The following is a 16,193-nucleotide window of genomic DNA, read 5'->3' as shown; positions in this document are numbered from 1 at the left end:
GCTGGTATGGCGAAGACACAGCTGGGCGCGCGCGTGGACGAGGACGTAGCCGAACTCGCCAAGAAGCGCGCCGCCGACCTGGGATTGAGTATCGGCGACTACCTCGCCCGGCTGGTGCAGGACGACGCCAGCGGCCTGCGCGCCCGAGCGGTGGAGGCCGCTGCCCGCTTCCTGGCCGAACACCAGAGCGTCTTCGACGAGGCTGAACGGGCTCAGCAGAAGCCGCAGGGAGCGCGTGCGGCCTGATGCACCTGCACATCGACGTTCCCTGGATCCTGCAGGTGGCCGAGGCCGCCGGAGCGAACGATCCGGCCCCCGAGGACTACGGCGTCCCCGTCTGCGCGGTCGCCCGCCACCGGGCAGAACTGTTCGAGCAGCCCGTCTACGACGGCCCCTACGCCAGAGCCGCCGCACTGGTGCACACGCTGGGCCGGTGCCGCTGGCTGGAGCGCTCCAACATGGCTGTGGCCGCCGCGTCCGGCGTCATGTACCTCGAAGCTGCCGGGATCACAGTCAAGCCCGGCCATGAGGACGCCGTCGCCCTCAGGGACCTGCTCCTTGACCCTGCCTGCACGGCCGGGAAGATCGCTGCTCTGCTGCGGACCTGGCCCACCGCCACCTGACCGCCTTCACCGACCCCAACCACCTCATCAGCACGCTCCGGCACGGTCTCCGGCTCGGTGCAGTACCAGCGGCGCTTGCGCCAGACCAGCTCCAGCCCCCGCTCGCCGTAGGGCAGATCGCGCGGGCGGGTGTGCATGAAGCCCTTGACGCGTAGGGCGAACACCCCGCAGGAGGGGCAGGCCCGCGCGGCCTCGTCCGCGGTGGTCAGGTGCACCCGCCGGGTGCCGTCCGCGAGCTGCTCGACCTTCTGAACGGCCAGGCCGTCCAGGTCGAGCAGCAACGTCGTATTGTTGTCCAAGCCCGTGTGTCCAGGTGATCAAGCTGCGTAGAGAACAGTCATGATCACCCACGACCACGGGCTTCCTGCATCCAGGGCCCAACTCGTCTCTCGCTGACCGTCAGTGACGGTGCGGCAGGCTGCCTGAAGTCACACCCCGCTCAACTTCGAAGACCCGGAAAAGGGTCAGAAGTTTGCATGCGTTTGCCCGTTCTTGAACACGGTGTAGTAGTCGGAGGAGCCGAGGTCCAGTTTGAACGCCATGCCGTACCGTTTTCGGATACCGGCAACTGTTTCCGACTCCGGTTCGTTCACGCAGCGTGTGACGGGTGGGTCGTCGCGCAGGCACTCATCCGGTTCTTGAATCTGCAGACCTGGGTTGTGGTCGTGTATCGGGTCCCAGGACAGGGTCTGGGACGGGTCGGTCATATGTGTCGGCTCCGGTGCCGCCGGCCCCAAGGGGTTCGGCCCGTGCTGGCGGTAGTAGTCGACAAGGTTGCTGCGGTAGTCGTCGTGGCCGAACGGGATGTGGGAGGCGGGACGGTCGCCCGCGTCCAGGATGCCGTCGAGAACGTCTCCCATGCTCTGGGGGGCGGCACTGTAGTAGGCGGTGACGTACAGCGAGCATTTGATCTTGTACTGGTCGTCGCCCCCCGGATCGAGCCATTCCTTCGCCGTTCCTCCGCGGCATATATCGCGCACGGTTACCAGGCGGAGATCGAGCGGGGTGTGATCAGCATAGGCGTGTATCACGTCTCGAAGGTTCTGCTCCGTCTTCTGCCGGGCCTCCGCTGCCTGGATGCTGCCCGCAAGCTTACGTACGGTCTTCGGGCTCGTGGCGCGGTTTTGGGGCGAGCAGGCGGATATCGCCAGCAACGTGACGGTGAAGAGGGACCCCATCACGCTCTTGGCCCGTCGAAGACGCCTCACCACTGCTCCCTCCCTGATGTCTCTTGTCACTGTCCACCGAGCCGGCCAGAAGGTGCATGAGTATGCGTACTCAGAAAGTTCTGGGGCAGCCCAGACCAGAACTGCCCCAGAACCACTCCCCGCTCAGAGGCCCATGTTTGCCATGGTGCGCTCAAGGGAGTTCGCGTACAGGCGCGCTCCGCCTACCTTCGGGTGGAACGACTGGGCGGACAGGCCATAGCTTCTGAGGACCGGCCAGTCCCTTACCGGATTATCGGAGTCGACAAGGGTCTTCACGATGCCGTGGACCTGTTCAGGGTCACCGCACACAGCTTTGCCCGCGAAGTCGTTCTTGGGGTTCGAGAACCATGCGAGAACACCCTGCTCGTTTGCGTCTTCGACGGCACCCTCCATCGCCGTGGCGAGCGTCCCGGCGATGTCGTTGAGCCAGTTGGCGGAATCTGCGGACAGTCCGAGTTGCGCGGCTCCGACGCCGACCCGCAGGCAGGATCCATTATCAGAGATCAAGGGCGGGTAGCCCATGAGGGTGATCTTCGCGTACGGCGCCTCGCTGTGGATCGCCATCAGAGTCTTCACGATGTCCGGGCGGACGATCTCATCGATGATGCCCGGGACAGCCGTTCGCAGTTCCTGCCCGACGAACTTCTCGTCCCGCCCGCCGACGTGACTGTCCGGCTTGTCGAACGTCTTGTCGTTGCAGTTGCCGACTCCGAAGGAGAGCAGGCACTTTTGTACAATGTGGGAGAACCGGGCGTCGTTTCCTCCGATGGATACGGTGACAAGCGTGGTGTTCTGATCCAGATATCCCTGCTTGATCTGCGGTATCTCCCCGCCGTTGTCCTGCATATCAGTCAGGACGTTGTATGTGCGGGCTCCGGAGCAGGCGATGAGATGGTAATCCATCCGTGCACTCCATGAGTCGTCCAGATCAGAGACCGGGAGGGCTTCACCGGGAATCTTCGCCTGCCGGGACCACGCGTAACGGGAACGGTGGCAGGCGTCGCGGGTGGCGTCATTGCGTTTGTCGCGGTAATTGGTTTCCGGGTAGTAGTCCCGGTTTCCTTCCGACGCCCCTTCGCCGGACGAGTAGGAGTCGCCCATGGCGACGACCATGTGGTTCGGTTTTCGCGGCAGCGGCTGGAAGGCCACCGCGTCCCAGGCGACATCTTCGTCTCCTGTCCCATCGGCGGTGGCGTTCGTGAGTGTCACCTGCGGGGTGCCAGTGAAGCGGAACGCACCGAGGCTAACCCAGCGGTTGGCCCGCTGCTCCACAATCCTCACACTGCTTGTGGTGTCTGCGCCGCTGATCTTGTAGGCGGCTTGCCTCGTGTGGGCGCCTGTGTCGGGCAGATGTACAAGGACTCGAGCCCAGGAGGTGCTCTTCTCCAACGTCCAGGTGCCTGTCACGGTCATCAGCCCGCTGTCGCCGCCGAGGTGGGCTGCGTTGCGGGTGTGGGCAAACCAGAAGTGGCCGCCGCGGCCGCCGCCGACCTGGTGCAGATCACCCTTCGCCGGATAGGGGCCAAGACCAGGGCCGTTGGCGGAGGGATCCTTGTTGAAGGTGAACTCGAAGTGCCCGGCATCGGCGCCGCTCGCGGCGCAGCTATAGGTGTTGGTGTGGTCGGGCACCGATTCGACGATCAGAGCGTTGGAGGGCAGGTCCTCGTCTTCGCACTTCGGAGTCCCGTTCTTGAGCCGGGTGCCCCGTCCAGGTTCTTCACGCAGGGTGACGTACTTGATGTTCTCGTGGCCGCAGTCGGTGTCGCAATGCGCCTTCCAGGTCACGTTGGACCCGCGCCACCAGTACTGCTGGTAGCACTCCTCGTCCGGGCAGTTCGGCGGGCTGTCGGAGTTGCAGTTGTTGGTGGCGTTGCAGAAGGCGTCCAGCGGCGGCTTCACCAGGTCGCGCTGTGCGGGGTTGATCCACCAGGCGGGGCGGAACCCGGCAGTGGAGTAGCCGGATTCACCGGGCCAGTCCTGGCGTCCGTCGGTGGAGTAGGAGTAGCCGGTGTCGATGGACCAAGCGGACCAGCCCATCACCTTTTCCTGGTATGGCCAGTTCTGGGGCTTTGCGGCGTCGCGCGGGTCGCTCATGAACGGGTGCCGCGATGGCGGGTAGAAGGGGTTGGCCGGGTTGTTGTACCAGCCCAGGCCCCACGGCTTGCCGCCACCTTTGTTCTCGTTGAAGCCGAGGTTGTAGTTCCACAGCGCGGCGAACCAGTTCTCCGGTTTGGACGCATCGTCGTCGTTCACGGTGATGGTCTGCCCGTCGGTGTGCACCTGGTTCCACTTGTCCGCGAGGATGTACATGGAGGCTGCGATGTTGACTGCGTAGTCCAGGGCGACGGCTTTCTGTTTCGCCGGTGGCAGGGGCGTCTCGTCGGGCTTCTCGTGGCCTGCCAGGCGCATGCCGTCGGTTACCTGCCCGACGCCGTAGCCGCAGTCGGAATTCTGCCAGTGGATCTTCCAGTACTCCTCGGACGATGTCCCCTTGTGACCGTAGAACCCGGCGATCGCTGCGAGCGGGTTGCCCATCTGTCCGGGTATGGAGCCGGGTTCGGCCTGCCACAGGTTGGACTCCTGGGCGAGCACGCCGAGCAGTACCTGGGCAGGGATCCGCCCGCCGCCGCGCAGAGTGGGGGGCGGGAACAGGCCTTGTGGGTCGATGGTTCCCAGGCCGGCCTGGGAACGCCAGCCTCCCTGTTTGATCCACTTGCCGCGTAGTTCGCCGCGGATTGCCATGTCAACGGCCCATTCGACTTGATTCTGGGTTGGCTGCAGGGCGAGCATGTGGACGTCATTGCGGGGAATGGAGCACCAACGGTCCGTGTCGACCGGATTGTGCTCTCGCTCGTCATCGGCTGGGGACCGTCTGGGCTTGCCGGGCGGCCGCTCGCCGCTGGCGCGCAAGGCAGGTGAGACGGACTCCTTCCCCCTGGCACTGGTTGTGTCCGACACCGCCTGGTTGATCTTCTCGCCCGTCTGGGTCACGGTGCTCGTAACGGTCAGCGTGGTGGCACCCTCGTCCGTGGGATTCGAGGGGGCGGAGGGGCTGGTTTCCGGCGGTGCGGGTTCGACCTTGTCGAGGCCTTTACCCGCGTTCTTGATTCGGTTCAGGCCTGCTCTCACGCCCGGGGTGAGGACTGGGTCGACTGCCAATCGACCGTGGCTGGATATCTCGGTGTCCGCCGAGACCTCCAGCCGGGTTACGTCGCTGTCGGCTAGGTGGATGTTGTGGGCGTGCCCGGTGAGAAACACCCGGCCGCTGGTGCCTTGTTTGAGAGCGACGTCGCCGAGCTTGCCGGATGCCAGCATCGACGGCTTCCCACGCCCGGTCCACAGTTGGGCAGTCGCTGTGTCGCTTGTGCGGTCCATGAACGCCACACCGACGCGCGTGGGGTGGATCTGGAAGGGCACGCTGTCCGTGGTAGCCACGTTCTTGACGCTTCCGAGACGGTCTGCATGTACAAGGTGCGTGCCGCGTGCCGCGATGACGCCGTCATTGACAGGAACTGCAGAGGTGACTTGTCCCACGGCGGTGACGTCGGCCATGGCCTTTCCGCTCGAGGTGACGGTGATCAGACGCGTCTTGTTGTCACGGAACGCAGTGAAGGCTGCTGTATGCGTGTCTGGATTGCAGGACGGGTCGAAGTAGGCGAGCGAGGCCGTGAATGGGAGTTTGGTGACCCGCCCGGTCTTCACGTCGACCACCGCGGTGAACGCACCGCCTTGCATGAGGTCCGGCTTGTTGGCGAACGTGCGCGGCGCGTAGACGGCGGCCACGTGCTCCCGGTCCAGCACGCACATGTTGCCGACCCACGTGTCCGCCGGCATGCTCGGCTCGGCCAGCGTGGCGATCGTCCGCCACTCGTAGGCGTCCTTGCTGTCCGCGACGAGGATCTTCAGTCCGCCGGCACCAGCTGTAGTGGTTACAGCCCGGTCGGGGGATGCCTTCCAGTCCTTGCCGAGTAACCGGAGCCGCTGGTTGGCAGGCACTGCGGACGGTATCGGCGGCTCTGGTTCCGCGGCTGCTGGCTTGGGGCCGGGGTTGGGCGTGTCCACCGCAGCGGCGGTGGTCTGGAGGAGGCCGGACAGGACTGCGGTGGCTGCAAGACCCGCGATCCCCCTCTGGACATAGCTGTGCCCTCTCAACTGCACCCTCCTGGAATGCGGTCCTTGTGCGCAGACAGGAAACCGCCGCAGATCACGTACGGGGAGCGGATCTGCGGCGGTTGGATGAAGGGATGTGCTGCTGGCCTACGTGAACTGGAAGGAGGCGTTGTTGTTGTACACGTGCGGGAACCGGTCGATGTGCTGGTATGGGGCCATCGCGTCCTGGGCGCCCTTGTAGCCGCTCCTGAAGTAGACGCGGGCTGTGTACTTGTAGTGGAAGTTCTCTCCGGAAGCGGCGTTGTTCTTCACTCGCTGAAGCGACCCAGGCCAGGGCCTGCTGGCGCCAAAGAGGCAGAACTTCAGCGGGTGTGTGTGCCAGTCGCCCGGTCTGAGCTCGTCGAAGTTGTAGACCGGGTAACGCACGTTCCGCCACGAGCCACCCTGGCCTGAGTTGTACCAGAGTGTGAACTTGAAGTCCGACTTCCCCGGTAGCTCGCACGCCTCCATGCTGTAGAGGTTCAAGTCGTCACCACCCGGGTTGGTGGCCTGCGCAGCCGGTGCCCCGACAAGGCCAAGAGCGACGGCCGCAGAGGAAGCGGCACCGAGCAAGGCTGTCCTTCGCATACTTGCCTCTCCCCTTCGCTCAGTTGACCGAGCGGGCCTTGGCGACGGCTGACCTGATGCCCGCCTTTTCCCGGTTGAGTTCGTCCATGTGCTCAGCGATCGCCTCGGCCTGGATCGCCGCCTCGGCGTCGAACCACACCTTCTCCACGTGGTACTTGTCCCGGCACGTGACGTCGGCCACGGCGGTGTCCTTCTCCGTCTGGCTGATCTCGTCCGGTCCAGTGGAGAAGCGCGGATCATCACCGGCGTCCATGGGCATGGCGTAGGTGTAACCGCTGTCCTGCATGCACGCCGCCCACTTCGCGAACACTTCCTTGACCTCAGGGGTGTCCATGGCCTTCTGATAGGCGTCCCCGCTGATCTGATTCACAAGAGCGGAGCCCTGAAGGCTCGGAGCCGTACTGCCGGCCTGCGACGCACAGCCTTGGAGAACGTCCTGGTCGGCCTCGGCGGACTGGTCGGCTGCCAGCGCCGCATCGTACGCGTCCTGCTGTTCTGGGTCCGGGTGGTAGCCGAACTGCTGGGCCTGCTCCAGGTCGTGGATGCCGTATCGCCAGTCGGTCAGCGTGGTCCCGCCCACGGTGGGCAGGTCGGGTGCAGGCGTCCAGTCCGGGAATCCGGCGTTTCTCATGCACTCTTTGATCTCGAGGTCGCGGGCCGAGGAGACAAGCCGCTTCTCCCTTTTCGTGGGCTCGTATGCCTCAATGGGCAGCTTCCATGTTGCCGGATCCTCGGGATCCCCCACCTGCGCCGTCGCGACGGGCTCTTGAGCAGCCGTGGCCGGACGCGCATCAGAGGTGTGACGCTCGGAGTGGTGTGTGGCGGGCCAGACAGCCAGCATGACCCCAGTCACAGCAAGCACTGCACATGCGGGCGCCGCGGCCTTCCTCACAGGTTTCACGTTCCCCCCTCTTTTGCAGAACGAGGGCAGAGCACATCTTGCGATGCCCCCTCGCCGTCAGAAGCTCAGCGAGCGAAGTGGTCAGCTTCTCCCTGCCGCGCGCCAACCACTGTAGAGAGGGGACGGCTGCTAGATACAGCTTGCGTGAGGGACATGGCATGAAGTCGATCCCGCGGCCAGTGCATGCGGAATCGCTGAGGCGTCATGGCTTGAACTGTGAGGTTTCTGTGAAGCGGAATGACTTGAGAGCAGGAATTGCAGTCAGAGGTTGACTGATTCGATGCCTCGCGCAGGCGCTGCAAGAAGCAGGCCAGTGGTGGGCAGGCAAGGTGGCCTTCGAGCCGGCTGTGCGGGCGGCCACATCGCGCGTGAATGAGGCCGCCCGCGAGCCGGGCTCGCCGGTCAGTCGACTCGTGTGGCAGCTTGCTCCACAAGGGTGCGTGCGAGTTCTCCGAGCCGCGCCGGGTCCCTGTCCAGTGCCTTGCTGCTCAGCAGTTGCAGGAGTTTGAAGAAGGCGTCGTCGGTCGCCACCCTCCGGTCGAGCAGCAGGACGAGTTCGCCGGGGTTGTCGAAGGGCACCGGGCGGGGCTGCCGCCCCGCGCCGACGTCTGAGTCCTTCTCCGCGGAGAGGCCGGTACGAGGTTCGGGAATCGCTTCCGCAGGCGTCCTGCTGCTCTTGACCGAGGCGCCACCAAGACTCGCGGCCTCCGGGTGGCTGTTGCCGGTGGACGGACTATCGCTCCGGGCGTCGGTGATTACGCCGTAATCACCTTCCTGCTTGCTCTCGGTGCCGTCTCCGGCTGCCTCCGCTGTCGGCGGCGTCGTCTGGCGCTTGGTGGGTTGCGCCTGTTCCTTGCTCACGCGCTGCGCTTTGAGCTCTTCCAAGGCAGCTTCCTGGCGTTCCGGCGGCTTGTTGCCGACCGCGCGCAGCAGGTCGATGGGTTCCTTGCCGATTCGGGCTTGGAGTTCGGGGGTGAGGTTGAGCAGGGCGAGGCGTTGGGAGACCCAGCCTTGGGAGCGGTGGAGGCGTTTGGCGAGGGCTCGCTGGCTGCCGTGGATCTCCAGCAGGCGCTGCAGAGCGCGGGCTTCGTCGAGTTCTTCGAGGTCCTGGCGGTGGATGTTGGCGACGAGTGCGGATTCGAGGAGTTCGAGGGGGTTGGATCCCTGGTCGTCGCTGACCATGACCTTGAGTGTGGTGAGGCCGGCTTCCCGGGCGGCGGCGAGGCGGCTGCTGCCGTCCACGACGACGTGGGTGGTGTCCGGCTCGAGGTCGGCTTCGCGTTGGGGGTTGGCTTTGACGTAGGCGTCGCGGTTCATGACCGTGATGGCCTGCTTCTGGCCGTGGGTTTTCAGGCTGCCCGCGAGGTCGGTGAGGTCCCCGAGAGTTGAGCGGGGGTTGTCCGGGTTGAGGCTGATGCGGTGGACGGGGAGTTCTGTGGGCGGGGCGACGCCCTCGGTGGGGGTGCCGGTTGCGGCAGCGACGGCTTGGCGGCGTGCACTGACTGGGCGCACTCCCCCGCCGAAGCGTCCGGCTCCGAGCTGGTCCGCCTTGCTCACAAGACCTCCCTTGCGAGTGCGCGCATGCCCACGGCCTGCTGCGATTTGGGGGCGTAGGACAGCAGGGGTTTCTTCACCCGCACTGCTTCCTTCTGTTCCTTGAGGTCGCTGATGAGCCCGATGACTCTCGGATCCTTTATGTCAACCCAGCCCTGCAGTGAGGAGGTTGCGATGTATCCGCGGCGGGAGTCGTAGAGGTTGACGGCGATGCCTAGGTAGTCGATGTCGATCTGGAGGTCGTTGCGGAGGTCGTCGATCTGGGTGGTGAGGAGGTCGTAGGCGTCGGCGGAGCTGTCTTCGGCTTGGACGACGATGAGGGCTCCGGACTGGCCGGGGGCTTCGCCGTCGCGGCGGCGGCCGTAGTAGGCGGCGGCGTCCATGCTGAGGCCCAGGCTGGGCGGGCAGTCGACGATGATTACGTCGTAATCGGCTTCGAGTGGGGCCAGTGCTCGTTCGAGTGCGGCTTCGCGGGCTCGTACTGCTGATAGGCGTACGTCGAGGAGGAAGGCGTCGTTGCAGGCGGGTAGGAGGTGCAGGCGGCCGCTGAAGGTGTCGTCGTCGACGGAGACGATGAGGTCGCGCAAGTCGCCCTTGGGGTCGCCCGCCATGTGGTTGGTGAGGCTGTCACCGTTCATCGGCAGCGGGCTGCCGCCGAGTTGGTTGGTGAGGTGGCATTGCGGGTCGAAGTCGACGAGGAGGACCTGCAGGCCGGGTCCAGGCAGGTTCTCGATGTCGAGAGGGTTGTCTGCTGCTTCGCTGTCGTCGTGCGTCTCACTGGCGCGGAGGGCCTTGGTGAGCGCTTTGGCGACGCGCACGGGGTGCAGGGTGTTGGGGTCTTCGGCGAGTGCTTCACCGAGGCCGGCGGTGATGGCTGTCTTGCCGACGCCGCCCTTCTGGTTGCAGACGATGATGCGGCGGGTGATCGAGGGCCGCTTGATGTTCGGGGCGGGGTTGGCGTCGAGCCAGAGCTGGACGGACTGGGCCAGACCCTGGATGAGGGAGACACGCCGGTCGGCGGCGGTCTGCCGGAAGGTCTCCCATTGCCCGGTGGGCAGGAAGGTGGCGAAGGAATCAGCGCCGGCGGTGTCGATGGTGGCTGGGGTGGAGGCGAGGCTGCACCAGTCGTTGATGCCCTGCTCGACCGCTGCCTGGATCTCGATGCCGTGTTGGGCGGCTCTGATTTTGAGGTTCTGCCGGAGCCATCCCGGCAGTTTGGAGACGACCTTCTCGCGGTCGCTGGAGGTGGCTGGCGAACTCATGCGAGACACCATACTAACGTCCGTGATCGTTTACACCATCGACACGTTAGCTAGGGCAGCTTTAGGCGGCTGAGTCCCCTCCGAGTTGATTACGCCGTAATCAACTCAACTGACCCAGGCGACGCGCCGGGGTGATTACGGCGTAATCACCCCCGACTCCTCGGGGAAGGATGCACGAGACGACGAGACGGGCAGGGTCTCCCAGTCCAGCCCTACCGTGCGAAATCCCCATGAAAAGACCGCAGTGTAGGCAGAGTTGGTCCCAGTCCTGCGGGACAGCCGGCTTGAGCGTGGCGCGCGAGGAGGCTTCATCGAGGCCAGGCCCGCGGGCTCTATGACGACGGCCGCGACGAGTGGCATCCATTTGACGGGCTGTCAGGCGAGCGCTGGCAGCGGGGGCCGGCGGATGGGGACGCCACCTGCTGCTTCATCTTGATCGCTGCTACACCACATGGCGGGACATGACCAGGCGGGCGGCGCCCCGGCGGTTGAGGGCCGGGGCCGGTGCTGCATCTGCAGGCGGTCCACCGATTCGCATACTCCGCTGTGTACAGCAGTCCCGTCGAATTCTGTGTTTCGCTGGTGCCCGGCCCATGGCAAGGCGCCCGCTCAACTCCTCATCAACGCGTCCCCGACGGGATCACCGTGCGCCTCGTCTGAGTCTGCGACGTCTTCCAACTGATCGACCAGCCACTTGTCGCCTTGCCGGACTAGACGGAGCACGTGCTTCGAGACCCCTGACTCGTCGGGCCAGGTGTAGGTGTACTCGACCATCACGCCCGTTCCAGCAGGGTGATCACCGAAGGCCGGAACGGCTTTCGCACGAGTTGCTTCGACCGGACCAAGCTGGGCACGGTCAGGTCCGCTTTGGGTGGGCTTCTGTACAGGCGGGACGGTCGAACCGTCGGCTCGTACGAGTGGCGGTGGAGCAGACGTCTCGGCCTCCGAGGGTGTTGGCTCGGAGGGCTCGTCGTGGTCGGCAACACATTGCTTGACCGTGCCGTGGCGGTACCGCTCTGTCCTCATTCGGCAAACGTGTGGCCAGTCATTGTCGTTGACCGCTTCCTGATACGACTTGGCGAAGTTCAGCGCGGAGGCTGTTCGATCTGTATCACCTCCGCCGTTCACGCGCGTCTCCTTCGGGTCGGCGTTGGACGAGCATCCAACGATCACGAGCGTGAACGCTGCGGCTACCGCCACCCTGATGACGCCTCTCATCTCATCCCCCCGATTCATGCTGAGAAGCCAATGCACACCTGCTTGATCCTATTCACGACGCTCCGGGAGGTCATGGGCGAAGTCACGTCCCTCAAGGCAGGCCGACATCGGCTACGGCAACAAGCTGACCCAGTACCTTCGCACACACGGCAAACTCCACGACTTCGAGCTGGCGCTCGACGCCATCACAGACGAGCTCCACGAAGGGCCCCTGATCGACTACCAGCAACGCCGCGAAGCCTTGAACGGCTGGGCCCTCAAACCAGACGTGCTGGCAGCGCATGGTCGCCCAGCTGCCGATCCTCCTGGGACATCGGGCATCCATCAGCGATGATCGCAAACGCCTTGCCGTCAGCGTTTACATCTGGACCCGCGTCATCGAAGGAGAACTCGAGTTCGCGTCCTGCCCACCGCACACGACCCGGCGCTCCGCGGCGTCTGGAGCCGACAGCGGCACGACGTCTGCCACTGGCTCAGAACAGCAGACCAGCACCCCTACTACCGCGCGCTCAAACCGCTACTCGACACCCACGCCGAGTAACTGGCCAGGGCGATCGACCGCAACCTGCCGAGAGAGGTGTCAGCTGATCTTGGCGGTTGACACCATCCCGAGACACGCCCAAGTCATACCAGATTTCTGTTATGCCCGTTCCCGCGGCTCGCACGACGCTAGCGTCGAGTCTCGTGATCGTATGGCTCAACGGCACCCACGGCGCAGGCAAGACGACGACCAGTGCACTCGTGCAGCAGCTGGTCCCGGATTCACGAGTGCTCGACGCCGAGAAGGTCGGCGAGACACTCATGGACATCACGCCAGGGCTGCCCAGGACGGACAACTTCCAGCACTGGCCGCCGTGGCGACCGCTCGTAGTGGAGACCGCCCGACGCGTCCTCGAATACACGGGTGGCAGCCTGGTGATGCCCATGACTGTCCTGGTCGAGCAGTACTGGCGCGAGATCAGCACGGGCCTCGCCGAACATTCGATTCCAGTCCGGCACTTCGTCCTCCATGCCGATCAGGGCACCCTCCGCGAGCGCATCGCGGGCGACACCGTTCTTGGCCCCAACTCCCCGTTCCGGCTCCAATACCTTGAGCCCTACGCCGAGGCGGCCCGCACGTGGCTGCACGCCGAGGCCGAGGTCGTCGACACCACGCACCTCACACCCGCCCAGGCCGCCCAGCAGATCGCAGAGGCCGTCAAGAGTTGTCCTGTCGCAGAGGTGGGGGTGTGTCCAGTAGATGGCTGATCCAGGGAAAGAGTGGCGTATGTCTCCTATGGCGAGGAACAGTTGCAACGTGAGTGCCGTAGAAACCGCCCCGATCTACGCCAAGCTTGTCCGGAAACAGGGTGACGTGCCCGGCGACGTGCGCCGGCATGCCGAGCGGACTATCGAGGAACTGCACGACGCGCTGGACTTCGGGCGTACGCCGTCGGCGGCGGTCCCGGGAGTTCTGGAGCGCACCGTGCGCGCGGCCCGAGGGGCAGCATCTCGGCGCGGCCTCGCGCTGAGCTGTGTCCCCCGGGAGGCTTTCCGAGCGGGCGGGTGCAGGTCTGCAGTGCGTACGGTCGTGGTGCCGCTTGTGACAGGACGGCGGTCGGCGGCCCCCGCGTTCGTCCCCTCGCGGGGTGCGCAGGGCCGCCAGACCCGCAACGGCGTGATGGCCCCGGGGGTGACGGCCCGGTCGGGCAGCGCCCGGTGCCGGCCGTGGCGAAGTCGCCGCCCTCAGCGTCGTGCGACTCTACGATGGCGGCGCGGAGGCCCCCTTTCAGCGGGGCGGGTGGGTTGCCGCGGGCGCGGGGGAGGCGCTGATGCGGGTGCCAGGGACCCATCTGGTGGACCGGGCCGGCGTTACCGCGGTCGCCTATGCGGCGGGCACACAGCTGGGCTGGCGTTGCAACACCAGCAGCTGATGCCGCAACGCAATGATCTCGAGGTCTTTGTCCCGATCGCTCATCGGCAGCAGGCGCAGCAGCGTGACGGCGGTGGTCGCGGTGACGTAGGCCGGGCGCGGCAGCATGACAGATCATCATGCCGTCCCAGCCCTCTACATGCGCGGAGAGCCGGGCAAGGGACTGGCACGAATCAAGATCAGCGATCAAGCCCGCCACCTGGGCGGATGATTTATCGGCACGCGCAGGGTGAGGATCGTCGTTTCCGGCGCTGCCGGGCGCCTCTCGGCGTTAGCCTGCCCGGATGAACAGCGGTACGCCCCTGAGCCTTCCCCTCGAACCGTTCCTTGCCTGGGCGGAACACCGCGGCACCCCGCTCGATCCACATGCGGCCGATGCCGTGACCGGGCTGCTCGCGCTGAGCACCGGGCACCGTAGGACCGGCCTGCCCGAGCCGACCGAGCCCCTCGCCGAGGAGCTGTTGCACATCCTGCTGCCGCTGTACGCGGGTGCCGCACCGGCCGAGCTGCCGGGCTATGTGGACGTGCTGCTCGCGCTCGTCGACCACACCCGCGAGAAGGGCCGGCTGAACGCCAAGCGGCAGGCCCGCCTGGCGGCCCGGGTGCGGGAGCTGGCCGACGGCTTCACTGAGGCGATGACCGCTCCCGGACGCACCACGTGGCCACGGCTGTACGCCGGGCTGATGCGTGCCGAGGGCGTGGACACCGGGGACGCGGACGCCGTATGCGGATGGCTGGAATCGTTCGCCGCCCGTCCGTCGGCCGAACGCGCGGCGGCACTCGGTTTCTCGGTCCGCGCGACGGCGGGTGGCCCGGCGGCCTCGGGGGCCTGGAAACAGGCACTGGCGGGAGAGCGCACCCGCCGGGCCCGCTCCGAGCTCGCCGCCCGGCTGCACCTCGTGGCCCTGGACGAGCGTGGCCGGTCCCACCCCGGCCAGGGCCCGCTGCTCCCGGGCGCCCCGCTGGGGGCGCCGGACGGGACGGACCGGGAGGAGGACTGGTACGAGACGCAGGCGGCGGTGGTCTCGGACCGGTGGACAGCTGCCGGGCTCGACGCCCTGATGCGCGGACCGTTCGCCCATCTGGCCCCGGGCGGCCGGCACACCGCGCCGCTGCTCGGCGTGGCCGCCTCCCTCGCCCAGGAGCACCTGGAGTGCTTCGGGGAGGATCCCGACCCGCTGGCCCCGGTTCCGCTGCCGGAGTCCCTCGACGCGCTGGCCAGCGCGCTGCGCGCGGCACCGCTCGTACAGTCGCTCACGGCAGCCCTGGACCGCCCGGAAGCAGCCGACGAACCGCTCGTCCGGCTCGCGCTGGCCGTCGGCCTGCTGCTGGAGTCCCCCGACACGCCGGACGGCGCGCTCATCGAGGGACCGGCCGCCGTCGTCCTGCGCGAAGGGGCCCCGGGAGAACTGGCCGGACTCGGCCTTGATCTCCTCGGCTCCCTCCTGGCCCAGCTGGCCGAGGACGAGGAGACCGCCGAGGAGTACCGCGGCGAGCATCTATCCAAGCTCTACTTCCTCTATCAGGAGGCGGGGACCGCGCAGTCGGTGGCCCGCCAGGCCGCGCTGCAGGACGCGTGGATCGTCCCGCCGTCGTACGCCCCCGCCACCGCTGTCCGTACCCCGGCCTCGGGCCCGTACGAACTCCCGGACCCCGAGACCCTCTCCGCGCTCACCGGGCTGCCTGGCCTGACCGAGGACGACCGCGCCGAACTGAGGCCCGTCGCCGCCGTCCTGGCCCGCGTCATCGACCGGCTGGCCGGCCTCGGCGTCACCGAGCGCACCGGCGACTCCTTCACCCTCACCCCGCTCGGCCACGCCCTGCTCCGCGAGGGCCTGCTCCTCGGCACCGCGAACCTGCCGGACGTCGACCCCGACACCTTCCCGACCGAGGAAGCGGTACGGGCCTGGGACGGGGGCCGGCTGGTGGCCGCCGCCCAGTGGTGGCCGTCAGGTGCGGCCCGCAAGACGCTCGGCGACTGGCTGTCCGGTCGCGGCGCCGACGGCTGGTCCGAGCTCCTCGCCGCGCTCGCCGACACCCCCGCCGGGCCGGACGCGGCCCGTCGGCGTGCCCTGCTCGGCCTGCTCGACGCGGCGGCCGCCCCGGTGCCGGCCTGGGAGACTCTGCTCGACGACCCCGCACTGGGAGAACACGCCGCGCACACCCTGCGCGCTCTCGGCCACCGGGCCGACTCCACCCGGGTACCCGAGGCCGCCCGCGCGACGTACCTGGCCGACCGGTTCGAGGAGATCCGCCTGGCCGCCGCCCTCACCCATCGCATGGCCGTCCGCCTCGACGCGGCGGATGACGGTGACGGCGAGGGAGCGCAGTCGCCGGAACGAAACGCCGCGCTGTGCGCCGCTTTCGACGAGGCCGCGGCCGGGTGGCCCGGAGGCGGCCAGGCCCTGGTCGCGGCTCTGGCCGTCGCCGATCCGTACGCCACACCGCCAGTCCTCGAGGAGCTTTCCGGTCATCACGACGCGACAGTGGCCGAGGAGGCGCGGCGTGCTCTGCGTGCCCTCCGGGCCGAGGCGCACGCCAGGCCCACCGGCCGGGCGAAGGGCGCGAAGACAGCCTCGCGAGGCAGGCCGCAGGCCGGGAAACGGTCGAAGAAGAAGCGCAAGAGGAACTGATTCAGCACGTTCGGTGTCGGTGGACGCGTCCGCAGGAGCCGGACCGGCGTCGGCTCTGATCCGTACCGCGTATATCACCCGCACACGCGTGGGGTGGTGTTACCACGCCTCGGACCGCGTCGACGAGCCCGGAACACGGAAGCCG

The 16,193-nt window shown here is 66.9% G+C and carries 12 protein-coding genes and 1 pseudogene; 4 read left to right on the top strand and 9 right to left on the bottom strand.

From position 1 onward, the window contains the following. Nucleotides 1-6: 6 nt before the first annotated feature. Nucleotides 7-246 (top strand): hypothetical protein, encoded by a 240-nt coding sequence (locus ACSLTV_RS33850; RefSeq protein ID WP_432158349.1) that lies wholly within the window; start codon nucleotides 7-9, stop codon nucleotides 244-246. Next, nucleotides 246-623 (top strand): fic family toxin-antitoxin system, toxin component, encoded by a 378-nt coding sequence (locus ACSLTV_RS33845; protein ID WP_432158348.1) that lies wholly within the window; start codon nucleotides 246-248, stop codon nucleotides 621-623. Before ACSLTV_RS33850 ends, ACSLTV_RS33845 begins: the two co-directional genes overlap by 1 nt. Before the next feature lie 68 nt (nucleotides 624-691). On the opposite strand, the pseudogene ACSLTV_RS33840 reads toward ACSLTV_RS33845, so the two are convergent. From ACSLTV_RS33840 to ACSLTV_RS33805, 8 genes and pseudogenes are all read right to left on the bottom strand, one after another. After that, a pseudogene (locus ACSLTV_RS33840) lies at nucleotides 692-838 on the bottom strand (transposase family protein); the annotation flags it as partial. A 249-nt stretch (nucleotides 839-1,087) separates the two neighbouring features. Next, the gene (locus ACSLTV_RS33835; protein WP_432158347.1) at nucleotides 1,088-1,831 is read right to left on the bottom strand and encodes a hypothetical protein; all 744 of its coding nucleotides are present in this window, start codon (nucleotides 1,829-1,831) and stop codon (nucleotides 1,088-1,090) included. A 123-nt stretch (nucleotides 1,832-1,954) separates the two neighbouring features. Beyond that, a complete protein-coding gene (locus ACSLTV_RS33830) occupies nucleotides 1,955-5,827 on the bottom strand; it encodes an SGNH/GDSL hydrolase family protein (protein WP_435613523.1) in 3,873 nt (1,290 codons plus the stop codon). 261 nt (nucleotides 5,828-6,088) lie between these two features. Further along, complete coding sequence (locus tag ACSLTV_RS33825; protein ID WP_432158345.1) at nucleotides 6,089-6,253, bottom strand: hypothetical protein; 165 nt, start codon at nucleotides 6,251-6,253, stop codon at nucleotides 6,089-6,091. A 334-nt stretch (nucleotides 6,254-6,587) separates the two neighbouring features. Continuing rightward, nucleotides 6,588-7,409: a hypothetical protein gene (locus ACSLTV_RS33820; protein ID WP_432158344.1), complete on the bottom strand. Its 822-nt coding sequence runs from the start codon at nucleotides 7,407-7,409 to the stop codon at nucleotides 6,588-6,590. 462 nt (nucleotides 7,410-7,871) lie between these two features. Further along, complete coding sequence (locus ACSLTV_RS33815; protein ID WP_432158343.1) at nucleotides 7,872-9,026, bottom strand: ParB/RepB/Spo0J family partition protein; 1,155 nt, start codon at nucleotides 9,024-9,026, stop codon at nucleotides 7,872-7,874. After that, a complete protein-coding gene (locus ACSLTV_RS33810) occupies nucleotides 9,023-10,285 on the bottom strand; it encodes a ParA family protein (protein ID WP_432158342.1) in 1,263 nt (420 codons plus the stop codon). The genes ACSLTV_RS33815 and ACSLTV_RS33810 overlap by 4 nt, the downstream gene beginning before the upstream one ends. Before the next feature lie 609 nt (nucleotides 10,286-10,894). After that, nucleotides 10,895-11,503, bottom strand: a complete 609-nt coding sequence (locus tag ACSLTV_RS33805) for a hypothetical protein (RefSeq protein WP_435613522.1) — start codon at nucleotides 11,501-11,503, stop codon at nucleotides 10,895-10,897. Between the two features lie 684 nt (nucleotides 11,504-12,187). Here ACSLTV_RS33805 and ACSLTV_RS33800 point away from each other — a divergent pair. Further along, a complete protein-coding gene (locus tag ACSLTV_RS33800; protein WP_432158340.1) occupies nucleotides 12,188-12,751 on the top strand; it encodes an AAA family ATPase in 564 nt (187 codons plus the stop codon). 616 nt (nucleotides 12,752-13,367) lie between these two features. On the opposite strand, the gene ACSLTV_RS33795 is transcribed toward ACSLTV_RS33800, so the two are convergent. Beyond that, nucleotides 13,368-13,523 carry a hypothetical protein gene (locus tag ACSLTV_RS33795; protein WP_435613521.1) on the bottom strand — a complete coding sequence of 52 codons (156 nt, stop codon included), beginning with the start codon at nucleotides 13,521-13,523 and terminating at the stop codon, nucleotides 13,368-13,370. 176 nt (nucleotides 13,524-13,699) lie between these two features. On the opposite strand from ACSLTV_RS33795, the gene ACSLTV_RS33790 reads away from it, so the two are divergent. After that, entirely contained in the window at nucleotides 13,700-16,048 is a 2,349-nt protein-coding gene (locus ACSLTV_RS33790) for a hypothetical protein (protein ID WP_432158338.1), read from the top strand. Nucleotides 16,049-16,193 lie beyond the last annotated feature (145 nt).

This window comes from Streptomyces sp. bgisy159, from assembly GCF_965341775.1.
Taxonomy (GTDB): domain Bacteria; phylum Actinomycetota; class Actinomycetes; order Streptomycetales; family Streptomycetaceae; genus Streptomyces.
Note: the sequence above shows the minus strand (reverse complement) of the source record. Positions and strands in the feature narration are given on the sequence as shown.

Coding starts and splice junctions, on each gene's coding strand:
- ACSLTV_RS33850 (WP_432158349.1), top strand. CDS start 7: ATGGCGAAGACACAGCTGGGCGCGCGCGTGGACGAGGACGTAGCCGAA.
- ACSLTV_RS33845 (WP_432158348.1), top strand. CDS start 246: ATGCACCTGCACATCGACGTTCCCTGGATCCTGCAGGTGGCCGAGGCC.
- ACSLTV_RS33820 (WP_432158344.1), bottom strand. CDS start 7,409: ATGCTGGCTGTCTGGCCCGCCACACACCACTCCGAGCGTCACACCTCT.
- ACSLTV_RS33810 (WP_432158342.1), bottom strand. CDS start 10,285: ATGAGTTCGCCAGCCACCTCCAGCGACCGCGAGAAGGTCGTCTCCAAA.
- ACSLTV_RS33805 (WP_435613522.1), bottom strand. CDS start 11,503: ATGAGAGGCGTCATCAGGGTGGCGGTAGCCGCAGCGTTCACGCTCGTG.
- ACSLTV_RS33795 (WP_435613521.1), bottom strand. CDS start 13,523: ATGCTGCCGCGCCCGGCCTACGTCACCGCGACCACCGCCGTCACGCTG.
- ACSLTV_RS33790 (WP_432158338.1), top strand. CDS start 13,700: ATGAACAGCGGTACGCCCCTGAGCCTTCCCCTCGAACCGTTCCTTGCC.